15 protein-coding genes are annotated in these 17,279 nt (G+C 34.5%); 13 read left to right on the forward strand and 2 right to left on the reverse strand.

The genetic code is table 11. From position 1 onward, the window contains the following. Nucleotides 1–33: 33 nt before the first annotated feature. The gene (locus tag DRF65_RS06790; protein WP_115970007.1) at nucleotides 34–618 is read right to left on the reverse strand and encodes a DUF6705 family protein; all 585 of its coding nucleotides are present in this window, start codon (nucleotides 616–618) and stop codon (nucleotides 34–36) included. A 15-nt stretch (nucleotides 619–633) separates the two neighbouring features. Continuing rightward, nucleotides 634–2,076 carry a hypothetical protein gene (locus tag DRF65_RS06795; RefSeq protein ID WP_115970008.1) on the reverse strand — a complete coding sequence of 481 codons (1,443 nt, stop codon included), beginning with the start codon at nucleotides 2,074–2,076 and terminating at the stop codon, nucleotides 634–636. Between the two features lie 324 nt (nucleotides 2,077–2,400). On the opposite strand from DRF65_RS06795, the gene DRF65_RS06800 reads away from it, so the two are divergent. The 13 genes from DRF65_RS06800 (at nucleotide 2,401) to DRF65_RS06860 (ending at nucleotide 16,804) form a co-directional block, all read left to right on the forward strand. After that, nucleotides 2,401–3,471: a formimidoylglutamase gene (locus DRF65_RS06800; RefSeq protein ID WP_115970009.1), complete on the forward strand. Its 1,071-nt coding sequence runs from the start codon at nucleotides 2,401–2,403 to the stop codon at nucleotides 3,469–3,471. Nucleotides 3,472–3,474: 3 nt separating this feature from the next. Beyond that, a complete protein-coding gene (locus DRF65_RS06805) occupies nucleotides 3,475–4,476 on the forward strand; it encodes a glycosyltransferase family 2 protein (protein WP_115970010.1) in 1,002 nt (333 codons plus the stop codon). 103 nt (nucleotides 4,477–4,579) lie between these two features. Continuing rightward, nucleotides 4,580–5,698, forward strand: coding sequence for a glycosyltransferase family 4 protein (locus tag DRF65_RS06810; protein ID WP_115970011.1), 1,119 nt, complete (start codon nucleotides 4,580–4,582; stop codon nucleotides 5,696–5,698). A 35-nt stretch (nucleotides 5,699–5,733) separates the two neighbouring features. Beyond that, nucleotides 5,734–6,603 carry a polysaccharide biosynthesis/export family protein gene (locus tag DRF65_RS06815; RefSeq protein WP_115970012.1) on the forward strand — a complete coding sequence of 290 codons (870 nt, stop codon included), beginning with the start codon at nucleotides 5,734–5,736 and terminating at the stop codon, nucleotides 6,601–6,603. A 4-nt stretch (nucleotides 6,604–6,607) separates the two neighbouring features. Continuing rightward, entirely contained in the window at nucleotides 6,608–9,100 is a 2,493-nt protein-coding gene (locus DRF65_RS06820) for an exopolysaccharide transport family protein (protein WP_115970013.1), read from the forward strand. Between the two features lie 213 nt (nucleotides 9,101–9,313). Beyond that, the gene (gene porG / locus DRF65_RS06825) at nucleotides 9,314–10,204 is read left to right on the forward strand and encodes a type IX secretion system protein PorG (RefSeq protein ID WP_115970014.1); all 891 of its coding nucleotides are present in this window, start codon (nucleotides 9,314–9,316) and stop codon (nucleotides 10,202–10,204) included. 5 nt (nucleotides 10,205–10,209) lie between these two features. Then, nucleotides 10,210–10,959 (forward strand): isoprenyl transferase, encoded by a 750-nt coding sequence (locus DRF65_RS06830; RefSeq protein ID WP_115970015.1) that lies wholly within the window; start codon nucleotides 10,210–10,212, stop codon nucleotides 10,957–10,959. Between the two features lie 27 nt (nucleotides 10,960–10,986). Continuing rightward, nucleotides 10,987–13,521, forward strand: a complete 2,535-nt coding sequence (gene bamA / locus DRF65_RS06835) for an outer membrane protein assembly factor BamA (RefSeq protein WP_115970016.1) — start codon at nucleotides 10,987–10,989, stop codon at nucleotides 13,519–13,521. Nucleotides 13,522–13,529: 8 nt separating this feature from the next. Continuing rightward, nucleotides 13,530–14,084: an OmpH family outer membrane protein gene (locus DRF65_RS06840; protein WP_115970030.1), complete on the forward strand. Its 555-nt coding sequence runs from the start codon at nucleotides 13,530–13,532 to the stop codon at nucleotides 14,082–14,084. Nucleotides 14,085–14,150: 66 nt separating this feature from the next. Further along, on the forward strand, nucleotides 14,151–14,654 hold the full coding sequence (locus DRF65_RS06845; protein WP_115970017.1) for an OmpH family outer membrane protein: 504 nt from the start codon (nucleotides 14,151–14,153) through the stop codon (nucleotides 14,652–14,654). 70 nt (nucleotides 14,655–14,724) lie between these two features. Next, nucleotides 14,725–15,210 (forward strand): acyl-CoA thioesterase, encoded by a 486-nt coding sequence (locus DRF65_RS06850; protein WP_115970018.1) that lies wholly within the window; start codon nucleotides 14,725–14,727, stop codon nucleotides 15,208–15,210. Nucleotides 15,211–15,255: 45 nt separating this feature from the next. Further along, nucleotides 15,256–16,119: a dTDP-4-dehydrorhamnose reductase gene (gene rfbD / locus DRF65_RS06855; protein WP_115970019.1), complete on the forward strand. Its 864-nt coding sequence runs from the start codon at nucleotides 15,256–15,258 to the stop codon at nucleotides 16,117–16,119. Between the two features lie 4 nt (nucleotides 16,120–16,123). Further along, complete coding sequence (locus tag DRF65_RS06860) at nucleotides 16,124–16,804, forward strand: hypothetical protein (RefSeq protein WP_115970031.1); 681 nt, start codon at nucleotides 16,124–16,126, stop codon at nucleotides 16,802–16,804. Nucleotides 16,805–17,279 lie beyond the last annotated feature (475 nt).

Consider the following 17,279-nt stretch of genomic DNA (forward strand, 5'->3'; position numbering starts at 1 on the left):
AATGCTGTTTCAAATGGAAAGACATTTTATATTTTATTGCTTGGTGAGTAAGATATCCTTTGGAAAATTAAATGGCCAGTCTTTTCCTTCTACCATAATTCGATTATAATATGGACAGGACTCGTTAATTCCTAGTGGATTGTATTGGAAATGTAAATTCATCTGTGTTTTTTGACTGTTAACAAAAGTAATATTTATATTGGCTGTTTTGTTACACATATTTTTTGGTTGAAATAATAAGTATTTTTGAGAAAAATTCTTGTATTGTCCGAAAATGCCATAAAACTCAGAGGAGCTTTCATCAAAATTAGTTATCCGATCTATTTCAACGGTTCCATTTGAAGAGATTATTTTTCGTTCACCTATTATTTGATCAGATTCATAATATGTTCCATCATTTGAAGTTGATCTATCTCTTATTTTTCTTAATTCAAGATATAAAGTTTTCCCTTCCCATACTCCTTTCCATGTTCCCGTATAAGGATCAAGCTCTCCATCAAGATCTTTGAAATAATCTCCATTTTTATAATCCATCTTATTTGCATTTAATGGAAATATTTGTTGTGCAGATATTAAGTTTATACTTACTATCAATAATGTAATCAGTATTTTTTTCATTTTTTTTTAAAAAAATTAAGGACAATTTAAAGTTTTTAAATTGTTTCCGTTGAGTTGTAGTTGGGTGCTGCTTCCGTCATTGTTTACCTCATAAAGTTTTGCCCCATCAATCTTCATATTTTTGTTCATGAAATTTAAAAATCCTTTTTGAATATCTGTTGTAGAAATATTTGAATCACCTATCAATTTTAAGTATTCCTTATTTAAAGTTCCAAATTGAGCATCAGTATACATATTTAGATTATCAGCATTAATACCATCACCTCGTAATTGGTATACTCCGTTACTAGTAACTACAGATAAAAAAACCTCACCTGAGGAGATATTATTAGCTTTAGCGTTCTTAAGTAATTGTATAAATAGATTAATATCACCTGGTGAGAAAATTGGAATTAGTCCATCATAATGAGAATGCATAATTCCGTAAGTTGTATTAAAGATTTTAAAATCAAGATCAGTTGTTCCAGGTTTGTTGCTCAATTCCTGATATTGGGCACCTGTTTGGCCAGATCCCGAAACAGGGTTTCCTACTCGGAATCCACTTTCTGAGGTTTCCCCTGTTTTTTTCTTTAGGAAATCTGTTTTGGCTTTGAAATTAGGATCTATATTTTGTTTTTTTAACTTGACGCATGGATCATCCTCAGGATCCAGATAATCCGGAAACTTATGTTTAGAACCATCTCCGGACATTGCTTTTCCTCCTCCACTGCCCAGATGTGCTCCATTAGCTTCCTTCCATGGAGTATCCTTCCACCACTCTCTTCCAGGGAACATATATCCGAAACCGCCTCCGCCACCAGAAAAAACATTGAACTTAATGATGGTGATTTCCTCGATATCATTAATCCTAATATTTTGCTCTTTAGCGAATTTCCCCATTGGAGTAGGATTTTTGGGATATAGATTATCTACCGCATCCTGAAGAATGGCTAATACTCTCAGCGTTACAGGATCATTATTCTGGACAATGGTAAACTGTACATAATCTCTGTTGGGGGTAATAATACCATGAATAAAAGCCGTTACCCGATCTCCCTGGAGAATGGGAAAGGCAATAGCCTTGGAACTATCTCCATAAGTATAGGTAGATACATTATAAAAAGGATTTCCAAAATCTTTATAGAACTCCAGCCCTAAGGCAGGATTGTTTTGGAAAAATGATTCTATGGTTTCTCTGAATGGTAGTTTATAGCTCACCTGAGAAATAGGAATATTTACTGGAGAGGTATTGTAAGAGGCATTCTTTTGGTTAGTTTGACCGGATGCCTGCTGCCTGTTCTGAGATCTGAATTCAGGATCAGCCTGAGCTTTCTCTTCAAATTTCAGGAACATTTCAATAGGAGCCCTGAATTGAGCCTGCTCTTCTTGGGGAAGTACTTCATCTTCCGTCCGGCAGGAATAGATAGAAAGCGTCAGCACTGATAACAGGGCCAACCGAAGAATAATTTTTCCTCTCATAGATGTTTTTTTAATTTGGTAAATATAATATTTTATCACCAATGTGTGATAAAATATTATATTTTATTTGAAATTTAAATTATATAGAACAACAGGGATTTTAAAATAGAAAACAAAAAAATAAGATAATGGTTTATTGAATGAACTAAGCATTATATCTGCTAAGAATAAGTAATATTAATCATATAATACAAAGCCGTTAACAAATAGTGTTAGCGGCTTTTTTTATGAATAAAAGTCTCCGCAGGATTCTCAGTTGCGGTGTTTTTTTGTATGTTTGTTAGATCAAGCAATTATTAAACTATTATATTTTCAGGTTAAAATATGGATTTTGAAGACTTTATCATTTCACCAAGAAATTTTAAAACAGAAAGCTGGCAGATCGGGAATAGGATCACAAAAGATATAAGAGAAGACAGTATTGTTCTTTTGTTTGTCTCAGATTATAGAGGAGCAGGCGGCGATGCAGAGGTACAGGATTTTACGGCGGTCAGAAAAGAATTTTATAAACTTTCACAATTGGATTTTGAAATTCCGATAGTGGATCTTGGCGATCTGGTTTCAGGAAAATCTGTTCAGGATACCCATTATATTTTACAGGAAGTTTTGTCTGCCTGTCATTATAAAAGAGCACTTCCGGTAATTATCGGAGGTTCCAATGATTTTGCATTTTCACTGTTTTCAGCCTTGAATTTCCACCAGAAAAGCATCAATTATACCCAGATTAGTAATATTATTTCCCTTAAACAGGGAGAAGAGATCAATGAATATACATTTTTAGGGAAAATTTTAGGTGCTAAGAATTTTTCCATTAAAAATTATCATCATTTAGGGTATCAGAAGCATTTGAACGAAATGGATTCTGTACGACTCATCAAAGAAGTGGAGTTTGATATCATCCGCTTAGCCGAAATGATGAATTCTACAGAGAAAACAGAACCTTTCTTCAGAAAAGCAGATCTGGTTACAGTAAATTGTGATGCTATTGAAAGCTTTAGTGAGCCTTTTTCTATGAATCCACAAGTAAATGGATTGAACAGAAGAGAGATTTGTGCCTATATGAAAGAAATCGGTCTGAGTGAAGACCTGAAGACGGTAGGGATCTTTAATTATAATATTTATTCAGAAAATCAGCTGAACCATCAGCTACTGGCACAGATGCTGTGGTATCTGATCGAAGGAATCAATATCCAGCACTCACATCCCAAAGAAAGGCAATATGAAATGTTCTATGTTCTGATAGATGACAGGCAATTTGCATTTAAGCGTGATACTTTCAGTAATTTGTGGTATTTTGGTGACGATGAAAATATAGAAAACTGCATTCCCTGCTCAAGAAAGGATTTTGATGATGCTAAAAAAGGCTGGCTGAATGCAAGACTGACGAAATTTTAATGTATGACAAACGTTCCCTCAAGAATTTCCATCATTGTACCTGTTTATAATGTCGAAAGTTATTTGACAAAATGTCTCAATTCCCTGGTGAATCAGAGTCATCAGAATATTGAAATTCTTGTGATAGATGATGGAAGTAAAGACAATTCCGGGAAGATCATTAAAGAATATGCTGAAAAATATCCCAACAAAATAAGAGCTTTTACCAAGGAAAACGGCGGATTAAGTGATGCCAGAAATTTTGGTTTGGACAGGGTGACCGGAGATTATATCGGCTTTGTGGACAGTGATGATTATGTTGCAGAAACAATGTTTGAAGAAATGATCCTGCTGGCTGAAAAGCATCAGTCGGAAATTGTGATCTGCAATATTCAGAAAGTAGATGAAAACGGACAGGTAACCCAAAAGCTGACACAGATTCCCCATATGCCGGAAAAAATAAAACTGGAAGATCATTTTTCTGTTTTTTCGGATATCAGCTATTTTGCCTGCAATAAATTGTTTAAAAAAGAACTTTTTAATCAGAAAAGATTTAAAAAAGGAGTTCATTTTGAAGATATTCAGCTTATTCCGCAGCTGCTTCTGGAAAGTGAAACGATTGCCCAGACTCAGAACTTTCATTATCAATACCTTGAACGTACAGATTCTATTACAAAGACTCATACGGAAAGAGGACTTGATATACTGAAGGCAGTACAGGATGTGGAAAATGTTTTTGGAAAATCAAAATACGCTCATAAGAGAAAAGAGCTGAAAAACTTTCAGATTTTTGAAGGAGTGTATTCTTTTCTGGCCTATCTGGCTTTTGTAAAAGAAGAACAGGCGTTTTACAGCATGTCTGATAAGCTGTCTGTTTTCATAAGAGAGAGACAAATAAAAATTCAAGATATATTGAACTATAGTCGTTTTGGTACAAATTATCTTTTATCTTTGCCGGTGAAAAAAAAGATTTTTTATCTGTTATTTTTTGCCGGACAGAAAAAATTGATAAGAAAATTGATATAAACACAAATGACGTACTATTGTTTCGAATAGTAGAATATAATGAAGCATATCAGCATCATTAATTTTTTAATTGAAGAAACAATGTGTACAGGATAAGAAAAGAATGAAAAACTTTGAATTGTTCTTAAGCGGATCGGGGATACCTATTTTCTATGTAAAAATAGGATTAGGTTTCGTATTCTCCTTTTTAATTACTTTTTTCTCCATACCTACCATTGTGAAGATCTCCAGAAGGAAGAACCTGATGGATGAACCGGGTATAAGGAGTTCACATCTTAGAAAAATTCCAAATCTTGGAGGGATTGCTATCTTTTATTCCATTGGGATATGTGCTTCCATTTTTGCTTATGAGCTGTTTGATCTGTATAAATTCCTTTTTGCTTCACTTATTATCCTACTGTACATTGGTGTAATGGATGATATTGTGGTGATGAGAGCATACAAAAAACTCGTTGCACAGATCTTGGTGTCCTCATTAATTGTCATTGGTTCAGATATCAGAATCCGAAGCTTATTCGGAATATTCGGAGTATATGAACTGGGTTATTTTGTGAGTGTGCTATTCAGTATTGTAACTTTTATTATTCTTATCAATGCCTTTAATCTGATTGACGGGATTGACGGACTGGCAGGCGGATATTCTGTGATCTGCAGTGCATTGTTCGGAATAAGCTATTATAGATTAGGAGAATACAACTATCCACTGGTTGTTCTGTCAGTAGTGATTATAGGTACTGTTTTGGCCTTTTTATACTATAATTTATCGAATTATAGAACGAATAAAGTATTCATGGGAGATACAGGTTCCATGCTGTTGGGCTTTCTCCTGGCATTCACGTCCATTTGTTTTATTGATATTTTTATTGATAAAAAGCTTGTTGATGTACCAAAATATCATCTTCAGTCTGCTCCGGTAGTGGCTGTAGCCATTCTGATCCTTCCGATTGTAGATACCCTGAATGTGATCTTTGTAAGACTTTATAACAAAAAGTCACCTTTTGACGCTGATAAGAATCATATACATCACAAACTTCTGAAGCTAGATCTTACTCATAGAAGATCCACATTCTATATTATTCTATACTATTTAATGATCGTAGCAGTTGCTTATTATCTGAGACATTTCAACGTGAATCTCTTGCTGTTGGTTATTATATCATTAGGTTTCATAGGTGCATATTTGCCGGATCTGATATATAAATTAAGAAATAAGAAAAATTAACAATTAAATATTACTTTTGTAAACAATATTCAAACATGATGAAGAACTTTAAGTATTTATTTTTAATATTATTGCCTTTTTTAGTTACCTCGTGTATCACAACAAAAGATGTAAGATACTTACAGCCTAGTGAGAGCCTTGTAGTTAATGAAGAAGGTCTTGTTCCCTACAATATCCCTATCTACAGGATTACCAAAAATGATATGCTTAACCTTAATATTTTGACCACTCCCAAAGGAGATGCAGCACAGTTTTACTCTGCTTATAACGTTTCAGGCGGAACGGGGGGCGGAGCTATAAACAGTTCAGCGGCAAGTGGTGGAAGAGCAGGTGGAGTAGGTTCAACGATCGGAGGAAATGTCAATTTCTATTTTAATGGATTGAAAGTGGATAACAACGGAGATATTAATATTTTCGGAATAGGCTACATTAAAGCAGAAGGAAGAACACTTGACGATGTAGCAAAAGAAATTCAGGGCAAAGTAAATGAAAACTTCCAGGAAGGGAAATCCGAGGTGAGACTGAATACAGACGGAATTACTTATTATATTCTTGGTGACGTGGAAACTACAGGAATGTCAGGTGAAAAAGTTGCCCATAAGAATACCCTTACCATTACTGAAGCGCTGGCTATTAATGGTGGACTGAACAGAACAATTGATAAAAAAGAAATTGTTATCCATAGAAAACTCCCGGAAGGAATTAAAATTGCTAAAATTGATCTTACCCGTGAAGATCTGATGAACTCTCCTTATTACTATCTACAGAACGGAGATGAAATTTATCTTAACACCAGAAGAAAAAGCTTGAACGGATTCGGTAAAGATCCTATTCAGACCCTGCTTACCGGTGTTACAGCAATTACAACAGCGTTAACCCTATATACAATCCTACAAAGACTTTAATCCCATGATTCCAGGAAAAGATACAGCAGTAGGAAAAAGCGAAGCTCCAAAAGAGAAGTATGGGACTTTTGCGTTGTTTAATTTTGAACATTTTTTAAGAAGATTACTTAAAAACTGGTATTGGTTTGCTTTTATGTTCCTTATTGGCTATGCCATATCTTGGGTATATAGTAAATATTATGCACAGAATGTATATTCTTCAGACCTGTCTTTGAGTATATCGAATAGTACTTCAAGTTATTTTAGTCCTAATCAGTCTATTAACTTCATTTGGGGACAGAGCGGAAATCAGGATGGAGTTTATTTAAAGAAAATGCTCTTTTCAAGATCTCATAACGAGTATTTAGTTAAAGAATTAAGCCTTTTTTTAAATTACTCTACCAAAGGATTTGTAAAATCTACTTATCTGGACAAGTATGACTCCCCGGTTTTTATTGAAATTGATAAAAAGCATCTTCAGCAGATTAACTACGCTATTACATTATTACCCAAAGGAAATGGTACTTATGAAGTAGTATTACCGGAAGAAGGGCAATCTACCAGTTTATATAGTTATGAATCAGAAAGCTATCATAATATTAATACCTATAACAGACCTGCCAATAAGATTATCAGAATCAATGAGTGGTATACTTCTCCAAATCTGAGATTTAAGTTGGTTCAGAATCCGGTTACTCCTAATATCAAACTTGATAATATTATCGTCAACTTAATGACGATAAACCAGGGCGTTAATGATATTGTATCTACCATTGGTGTTGGCTTTGATAAAGAGATTAGTACGATTATGATTATCAGTAAAAAAGGCTATAATCTTAACAGTACAGTTAGCTTCCTGAATAAATCCGTAGCTGAACTCCAGAAAAAAAGACTTGAAGATAAAAATATCGTCAACAAAAATACAACGGTTTATCTGCAGGGGAGCCTTGATGGAATGCGCAAAAAACTGGATTCAGCCGCCACAGTTCTGAACTACCTGAAAACATCGGAAAAACTCTATAACATTAAAAATAGAGATGAAAAGTCCCTTGAAGAAATTAAAGAGCTTGAAGCCAAAAAAGCTGATATCGTAAGCAAGATCACTTCTCTGAATAATATTAGAAATACCCTTCAGTCACAAAATTTTGATAAAATGATTGCTACCAATGCAGCAGGATTTGAAGACGGGTTTTTCTCTGCTTCTGTGACTGAGCTTAAAGCGCTGTATACAAAAAGATCAGAACTCGCTTTGATCTATAAACCTACTTCTGAACCAATGAAAGAGGTCAATAGGTTGATTAGTGAAGCTAAAACAGGTTCCTTTAACAGTCTTAAGAATTATTATACCAAATATTATGATGAGATCAATAAAATTGACCGTCAGGTTGCAGATGCTAATTCTGATTTACAGTCTTATCCTGAAAAAGAAAGAAAATATCTGGATGCTGAAAGAGGGTATAATATGATTGAAGCTACCTACAGTAGCCTTTTAAACAGACAGAATGAAGCGAGACTGAACGTAGCAACCAATCAGTCTGATATCAGTGTGATCGACCCAGCTAAGAACATCGGGCAGGGACCTGTAAGTCCAAATATTAAAATGGCAAAAGCAGGAATAATTGGAGGAATGTTATTGCTTCCCATACTATTTATCCTGATCGGTGAACTGCTGGATAATAAAATCAGAAACATCAAAGAATTACTTGGTGCTACGAAGATTCCGCTTCTTGGAGTGATCGGGAATAACAATAGTGAAAATATGCTTACTGTTTTGGATCAGCCGAAATCATCTGTTTCAGAGGCGTTTAGGGGTATTAGAGCCAATATGAGGTTCCTGATGCATAATGAACAGGAAAATGGTAAAGTAATCCTGGTGACCTCCTCCGTAGGTGGAGAAGGAAAGACTTATGTTTCCATTAATCTGGCCTCTGTATTAGGATTAAGTGATAAGAAAACAATCCTTTTGGGAATGGACCTTAGAAAACCTAAAATATTCGGAGACTTTAAGATTGATAACAAATATGGTATTTCAAATTACCTTACAGGAGAAGTAAATATTGATCAGATTATTAATACCACAAAAATTCCTAATCTGGACGTTGCCACTTCAGGACCTATCCCTCCGAATCCTTCAGAATTACTGATGAGCCAGAAGAATGTGAAATTTATAGAGGAACTGAAAGAAAAATATGACTACATTATTATAGATTCACCACCGGTAGGTCTTGTAGCAGATTCCTATGAACTGATGAAATATTCTGATGCCAATATCTATGTAGTACGTCATGAATATACAGAGAAGTATATGATGAAACTTATTACAGAGAAATATCAGAATAATGAAATTGAACATTTAGGACTTGTTTACAATGACTATAATACCAAACAGGGTTATGGATATGGTTATGGCTACGGATATGGCTATGGCTATGGTTATTTTGATGAAGATAAAAATTATAAAGAACCGTTATTGATTAGAATACGGAACAAAGTACAGGCAATGTTTAATAAAAAATAGAGCCCTAAACCCTCATTTGATGGGGGTTTTTTCATACTTTGTGAATTTTCATTCTATGAAAAAAAGAATATTTTTGCCAGTTTGCCGTTTACTTTATAACAAATTATGTTTTTTTGTTTATTTTTAACTAAACATTAAGATTATCATTAATATAAAAATGTTTTATATTTGCAAAAATTAAATTTTAAAATAACCATAAATCCATATTCTTTTATGAATAAAAAATTATTGTTTAGCTTCCTTGCCTTCCTTGGAGTGGTAAGTGTTAAAGCACAAAGAAACGAATTGGGGGTTCGTCTAGGTATGAGTAGCCTAGTGGGTGATGTAGGGAGCACAAGTTATATTTTACAAAAGCCGTTGGATTTAAATAGAATGTCGGATTGGGGGATCCCGTTTTATGGAGGAATTTTATACAGATTTAATTTTAACCCGCATCAGACTGTTAGATTGGATTTAGGGTATAACCAGATTCAGTTTAGCGATAAAGCTGCGAAAGAAGAATATAGAAGAAATAGAAATGCATACGGGAAAAATAACGTATATGAAGCAAGCTTAATGTTTGAATATAATTTTTTCCCTGTAAATAATGAACAGATAAGTATGGTGAGTCCATATATTTTTGGAGGTCTGGGTGCGCTGATGTTTGATGCCCCTAAAGCTGATCTTTCACATGATTTCAGAAGAGATCCTGACGGTGTGGCATTAGCTCCTATCAATGAAACGGACTTTAAAACTACTACCGAATATACGTTAGGAAAAAAAGTTACCATGCATATCCCTTTTGGAGTAGGTTTAAAATACAAATTTAACCATACTTGGGCTATATTTGCAGAAGCAACCTTTAGATATACTTTAACTGATCAGCTTGATCATAGTAAAATTCTTTCTGAAGATGTGAAAAGTTCCTTTAATGCCGATATCCTTGATCCGGTTACAGGAGGTTCTTTATTACAGTCTGGTAACTATTATGCTGTTGCCAAAGAAAGAGAAGAAGAGTTTATTAAAAAGAGAAATATTGGAGATAGTAGATCTAATGACTGGATCAATACATTCAGTTTAGGATTAACGTTTTCGTTTGGAAGACCTCCATGTTATTGTGATTAATTAATATGTCGTTGATTAAAGATAAAATAAATTCTGAGAATTTACCAAAACACGTAGCCATCATTATGGATGGTAATGGAAGATGGGCGAAATCTCGTGGCGAAGAAAGATCCTTCGGTCACAAAAATGCCATTAATGCAGTAAGAAATGCCATTAATGCATGTAATGAGATCAATATCCCCTATTTAACACTGTACACATTTTCTTCAGAAAACTGGAATCGTCCCAGTGAAGAAGTAAATACACTCATGAACTTGCTTGTAGAAACTTTACTGCTGGAAGCAGAAGAGATCTTTAGCAAAGGATTGAGAATGCATGTTATAGGGAATCTTGGAAAACTGCCTGCCTTAGTAAGAGAACAACTGGAACGTGTGGTAGAACTTACAAAAGAAAACACAAAAGGTAACCTTGTACTGGCTATTAGCTATGGCTCACAAAATGAAATACTGAATGCCGTAAAAAATATCAGTTCAGACGTAAAAGAAGGAAAAGTAGACGTAGAGAATATAGATGAAAAATTATTCGAAAATTATCTCTATACCAAAGATTTTCCTCCTGTAGATCTGCTGATAAGAACCAGCGGTGAAATAAGAATAAGCAACTTCCTTCTTTGGCAGATTGCTTATGCTGAACTACAGTTTTTAAATGTTCTGTGGCCAGATTTCTCTAAAGATATTTTCTTTCAATGTATTGTTGATTATCAAAACAAAGAAAGAAGATACGGATTAACCGGAGAGCAGATACAAGGCCAATAATTTTAAAGAAAAGAAAGACTCGATAAAATGAAGTTTAGACTATTACCCATCATTATGTTTGCTGCTTCTGCACATTTTTATGGACAAGTAACTCCACAAGACAGCACAAAAGTAAACAATGCTGTGCATGCAGACAATGAGGTAGGTACTTATACACTTAAAGACATTGTTGTAGATGGGGTAAAAAAATATACGCCAGCTCAGATCCTGAGGTTTACAGGCTTATCCAAAGGAGAAAGCGTAGATATTCCAGGACAGAAAATCAGTAATGCTGTTAAAAAGCTTTGGGATACCCAATCTTTTTCTGAAGTGGAAGTATACGTTCAAAGTATTGAAGGACAAACTGTAGTTCTTAAATTCTATCTTCAGGATCTGAAAGAACTTGGAGAAGTGAAATTCAAGGGCAAAGGAATTGGGAAATCAAAAAGTGAAAAACTGGCTAAAGATAACAACCTGAAGCCAGGTACAAAGATTACTCAAAACCTGGTGTCAGGTCTTAAGACAAACATCCCGAAAGACTATATCAAAAAAGGTTTTGCCGATGCTAAAATCAGTATTGAGGATAGAGTAAATGCTGGAGATCCTGCTTTGGTAGACTGGACGATTACCGTAGATAAGGGTAAAAAAATTAAAATCGACCATATTGAATTTGAAGGAAACCAAAGTGTGACCGACAGAAAACTTAGAAATAAAGCCTTTAAAGAAACAAAACAGAAACGTTTCAGTATTGGGGGAATTTTGAAGTCTTCTAAATTCATTGAAGATAAATATCAGGAAGATAAACAGAACCTTGTCAATTATTATAACTCCTTAGGATATAGAGATGCTAAAATCGTTTCTGATTCAGTATGGAGAAATAAGAAAAACAACTATGAGATCAATGTAAAGCTTAATGAAGGTAAAAAGTATTATATCGGTGACATTACTTTCACCGGGAATACGGTTTATTCTACAGAATATTTACAAAGATTATTAGGATATAAAAAAGGAGATATCTACGATGCTGTAGGATTCAACAAAAAAGTTGGAGAAGACGGAGGTAAAGAAGATGATTCAGATATTAAATCCGTTTATATGAATAACGGATACCTTTTCTCAAATGTAACCCCTGTTGAAAAATCGGTGAATGGCGATGCCGTGAACCTTGAGATCAGGGTTAATGAAGGAGAACAGGCTACATGGAATAAAGTAACATGGCAAGGAAATGTTACAACCCATGACCACGTAATTCTTAGAGCATTAAGAACAAAACCGGGAGAATTATTTAAAAAGACTGAGATCAAAAGAACCTATTTTGACTTGGCAGGAATGTCATTCTTTGATCCACAACAGATCGGACAGGATATTCAGCCTAACCAGGCAGATAATACTGTAGATGTAAACTGGAAACTTGTAGAAAAAGGATCTTCTCAGGTTCAGCTACAGGCAGGTTATGGAGGAAATAGCTTTATTGGTACTCTTGGATTGACGTTTAATAACTTCTCCTTAAGAAACTTCCTTAAGTTCAAAGACTTTAAACCGGTGCCACAGGGAGATGGTCAGACTTTCTCCATCCAGGTACAGGCAGGACAGTATTTCCAGAACTATGGAGTGTCATTCGTGGAGCCTTGGTTGTTCGGAACAAGACCTACTGCACTTTCTGTGAGTTTGAATAGCTCAAGAGTAAAATATAGCGATCAATACGGAGCTGCTCAGAAGCTTAATATCTTCTCGGCATCAGTAGGTCTGAACAGACTTCTGAACTGGCCGGATGACTATTTCTCTCTGTATACAGGATTACAGTTCCAGAGATATGACTTTAATAACTATCAATTCCTGTTTGGTAATGAAATAGAAAGCAACGGATCAGCTAATAACTTTAGTATTAACTTAGGTTTAAGCAGAAACTCTGCCGGGGTAGATCCTATCTTCCCGACAATGGGTTCCAATATTGAACTTTCTGCAAAACTGACACCACCATATTCATTATTCAGTAATAAAGATTACTCTACAATGAAAGCTGCTGATAAATATAATTGGATGGAATTCTATAAAATCAAGTTTAAAGCGGACGTCTATAATGAAGTTGCTGGTAAACTGGTTTTAAGATCTTCTGCTGAAATGGGATTCATGGATGGATATAACAAAACTCTTGGAGCTCCACCATTTGAAAGATTCTATGTAGGAGGTACAGGATTATTCGGAGGTAGATATGACGGTCGAGAACTGATTCCTTTAAGAGGATATGATACACAGAGTAATAACGGTGGTGAACCGAATGATATTACACAAAGAGGAGGAGGAACAATCTATAACAGATTTACACTGGAATTAAGATATCCAATCTCATTGAATCAAACAGCTAAAATTTATGCATTGACATTTGCTGAAGGAGGTAACGTTTGGAATTCATGGAGTAACTATAACCCATTCCAGCTGAAGAGATCAGTAGGGGTCGGAGTTAGAGTGTATATGGGTGCCTTCGGATTGATCGGGTTTGATTTTGCTTATGGATTTGATAAGACAATGTCAGGAAACCCATCAGGATGGCAACAGCACTTCTTGATGAACCAATCATTATAATTATAAATATGAAGAACTTTAAAATAACCATCACTTTTGTATTGCTCTTACTTTTCGGGTTAGGAAATGCCCAGAAAATAGGAGTAGTAGATACTAATGAGATTTTAAATAAATTACCTCAGTATAAAGAAGCCGAAGCGAGATTGAATTCTCAGATCGATACCTGGCAGTCTGAACTTCAGAATATGCAGTCAGAGTATGAAAGAAAAAAAGCGGCTTTTGAAAGTGAAAAAGTGTTATTGATAGGTGACCAGCTAAAGCTTAGAGAAAAAGAAGTTGTAGATCTTGATAAAAATATCAAAACCACTACAAGTTTACGTTTCGGATCCAATGGGGAAATAACAAAACTGAGAACAAACCTCGTTTTACCATTCCAGGATCAGATCTGGGGAGCCATCAAAACAATGTCCGAAAAAAATGGGTTGGGCATAGTTCTTGATAAAAGCAATAACATTAGTGTTATTTTTCTTCAGGGAAAATATGATTATACAGAAAAAGTATTAACTATTTTACTGAAAGGATCAGATAAAAAAGAGAAAACTACAAGTAAAAGTAAAAAGTAAAATTTTAAATTAACTTTTACGTAAATTTGAAATCTAAAAACAAATTAAATTATTTATTTACCAATTATGAAAAAATTAAGTGTATTATTTGCAGCAGTAATGATGGTTGTTTCTGTAGGTATGGCAAAAGCTCAAAAAATGGCTACTTTAGATGTATTGGGAGTTCTTAATGCAATGCCTGAAAAGAAAAAAGCAGATGCTGACCTTAAAACATTCTACGATACTAAACAAGCTGAGATCAAGAAAAAATACGATGCTGGGCAAGCTAAATTGAAGCAATATAGCGAAGAAGCTCCTAAGAAATCTGCAGACGAAAACAAAGCTAGAGAAGGTGAATTACAAAAAATTCAGGAAGAAATAGCTCAAATGCAGGATAAAGCTCAAAAAGATCTTCAGGCTAAGCAAGAAGTAGCTTTCGGACCAATTGAGAAAAAATTGAACGACGCTGTAGAAAAAGTATCTAAAGCTAACGGTTATGAGTATGTAATGGATGGAAATTCACCTGCATTCCTTTATAAAGCTGGAGCTGATGCTACGGCTGCTGTAAAGAAAGAATTAGGAATTCAATAATTTAAGCAAATTAACAAAGATTTATAAAACAAACCGCCTCCAAAAGAGGCGGTTTGTTTATTTTTGCGAAATGGAAAAAGAAGTATCAACTATCGTAAAAGTAAGGTTTAGTGATTGCGACCCGATTGGTCATTTGAATAATGTAAAATATCTTGATTATATGTTCAATGCCAGAGAAGATCATGTAGAGACATTTTACGGATTTACTTATGAAGAATATACCAAACAGACAGGCTGTACCTGGATTGCCATTCAAAACGAAATAGCTTACCTGAAGGAAGTAAGATACAATACCCAGGTAGTCATCAGTAGCAAAACCATCGACATACAGGATAGAACAGCCAAAGTTGAAATTCTGATGAAAAGCTTAGACGAAAAGACAGTTCATGCCGTTCTTTGGGTAACCGTTATTTATTTCAACATAAAAACGAGAAAGTCAGAAATTCATCCGGAAGATATAAAAGAAACTTTCCATAAGTTTTATGTAGACCTTCCACAAAAAGATTTCCAGGCAAGAGTTAAGTTTTTAAGATCCCAGAATGCAAAAAATTCTTAGTCGCATTTCTATTGAGAATTTTTTAATTGTTTAAATTAATAATATATGAAAAAAATAGCAGTAATAGGTAGTAATGGCCAATTAGGAAACTGTATCAGAAAAATAGCTCCCGATTTTGAAAATCAATATGAATTTCTTTTTACAGATTCTGCAACCTTAGATGTGACCAGTGAAGAACAGGTTAATGACTTTTTCTATGATAATAAACCGGATTACTGTATCAATGCTTCCGCATATACAGCTGTAGATTTGGCGGAAAAAGAAAAAGAAAGAGCATTTGCTGTAAACGCAGATGGTGTAGCCAACCTTGCTCAGGCATGTATTGAGCATAAAACCATTCTGATCCATGTGTCTACAGACTATGTTTTTGATGGAGATACAAACCTGCCTTACTCAGAAGATGATTTTACCAATCCGATAGGAGTGTATGGGGAATCAAAGAGACAAGGAGAAGAACTTGCATTGGAAATTAACCCTGAAACAATTATTCTGAGAACTTCATGGTTGTATTCTGAGTTTAATAAGAACTTTGTGAAAACAATGTTGAATCTCTTTTCCCAGAAAACCGAATTGGGAATCGTAGCAAATCAGTTTGGACAGCCTACAAATGCTAATGACCTTGCAGCAGCCATCATGGAAATTATTGAAGCTCCTCATAAAACCTTTGGAATTTTCCACTTTTCAAACTATCCGGAAACTACTTGGTTTGAGTTCGCAAAGAAAATTGCAGAGTTTTCAAAATCTTCAGTACAGTTGAACCCATTAACCACCGAGCAATATCCGACTCCAGCCAAAAGACCTGTAAGAAGTACAATGTCTCTGGATAAAATAGAGGAGGTTTATAAAATTGAGCCAAAACACTGGGAATATAGCCTTGAAGAATGTGTTGACTTACTTATACAACAATAATTTTATGAAAAATATAGCCATCATCTTTTCCGTATTGTGTATTCAGCTTTGGAATGCACAAAATGTTTATCTGAGTAAGGTTGAGAAAACCAGTGATAATGCAGATAAGTTTCTCTATAAAAAAGATAATGCAGAAAATGAAGCAATTTATTTAGGAGAAGCAGAAGTACAGGGGTTCTCAAAAGATGATGCAACAGTTTTTTCATTAGTATATAAAAAAGCAAAAGAAATTGGTGCCAATACTTTTGTTATAAAACCTTTTGAAAATATTGACGGATCACCTCAGGCTTTCAATCCTTCCAATTATAAGATAGCATTATATTATACCCCGAAAGAAAAATTGAAAATTCTGGATGGTTCTCTCTATATATTTGCTTCCTCTGAAAAAGATCAGAAGATCAATGTTAATAAGAAGGACTATACCATAACACCAAGGTCATTTTTAAAATTTAAAATTGTTCCTGGAGAAGTTTATACCATCTCAACCAGGAAACTTTTAGGGTCAACGGTGAAAGTACAGCCTAAAACCAATGATGACAATCTGTATTTTCAGATCTCATCTTTAAAAATTAAGCCGGACACTTCTGGAGTTGGAGGCTTAAACCTGAAATCAGGAGATGTTATTGGTTTGGAAAAATCATTTGCGGAGTTTTTAAGCGCTATTTATACTGAAAAAACTCCATAAAATTGTCATTAAAAGTATCAATGTATCTTTTACCTATATTTAAGATAGCGGATTAATTAAAATTTGTTTAAAATTTTTCTCTCAACTAATCAGAACCTTAAGGGTTATATATTACTTTAATGTAAACTTTATGTTAAATAAGTTTGCGTGGTAATGGAGAAGTTTCTATCTTTGCCCCACTGAAAAACGAGAGAGATTCAGTAAGCGCAGAAGAGCTTTTAGATAAGCAGAAACATTATATACTCCGAAAGATAAAGACGGAAAAAAACTTTCACTTTTTACTTTAAAAAGTTGCGGGTTAAAATAAAGTTTGTATCTTTGCAGTCCCAATAAAACGGGAGCGCAGGAGTAGGGAGATTGATGATTTGGAGAGAGTTTAGGGTTAGTTAAAAAACTTTAAAATTTTCTTTCAAAACATTTGGTCAAATCAAAATAAAGTTTTACTTTTGCACTCGCAAATATGGAGCGCCACTGA

The sequence above is a fragment of the Chryseobacterium pennae genome (genome assembly GCF_003385515.1).
Lineage (GTDB): Bacteria > Bacteroidota > Bacteroidia > Flavobacteriales > Weeksellaceae > Chryseobacterium > Chryseobacterium pennae.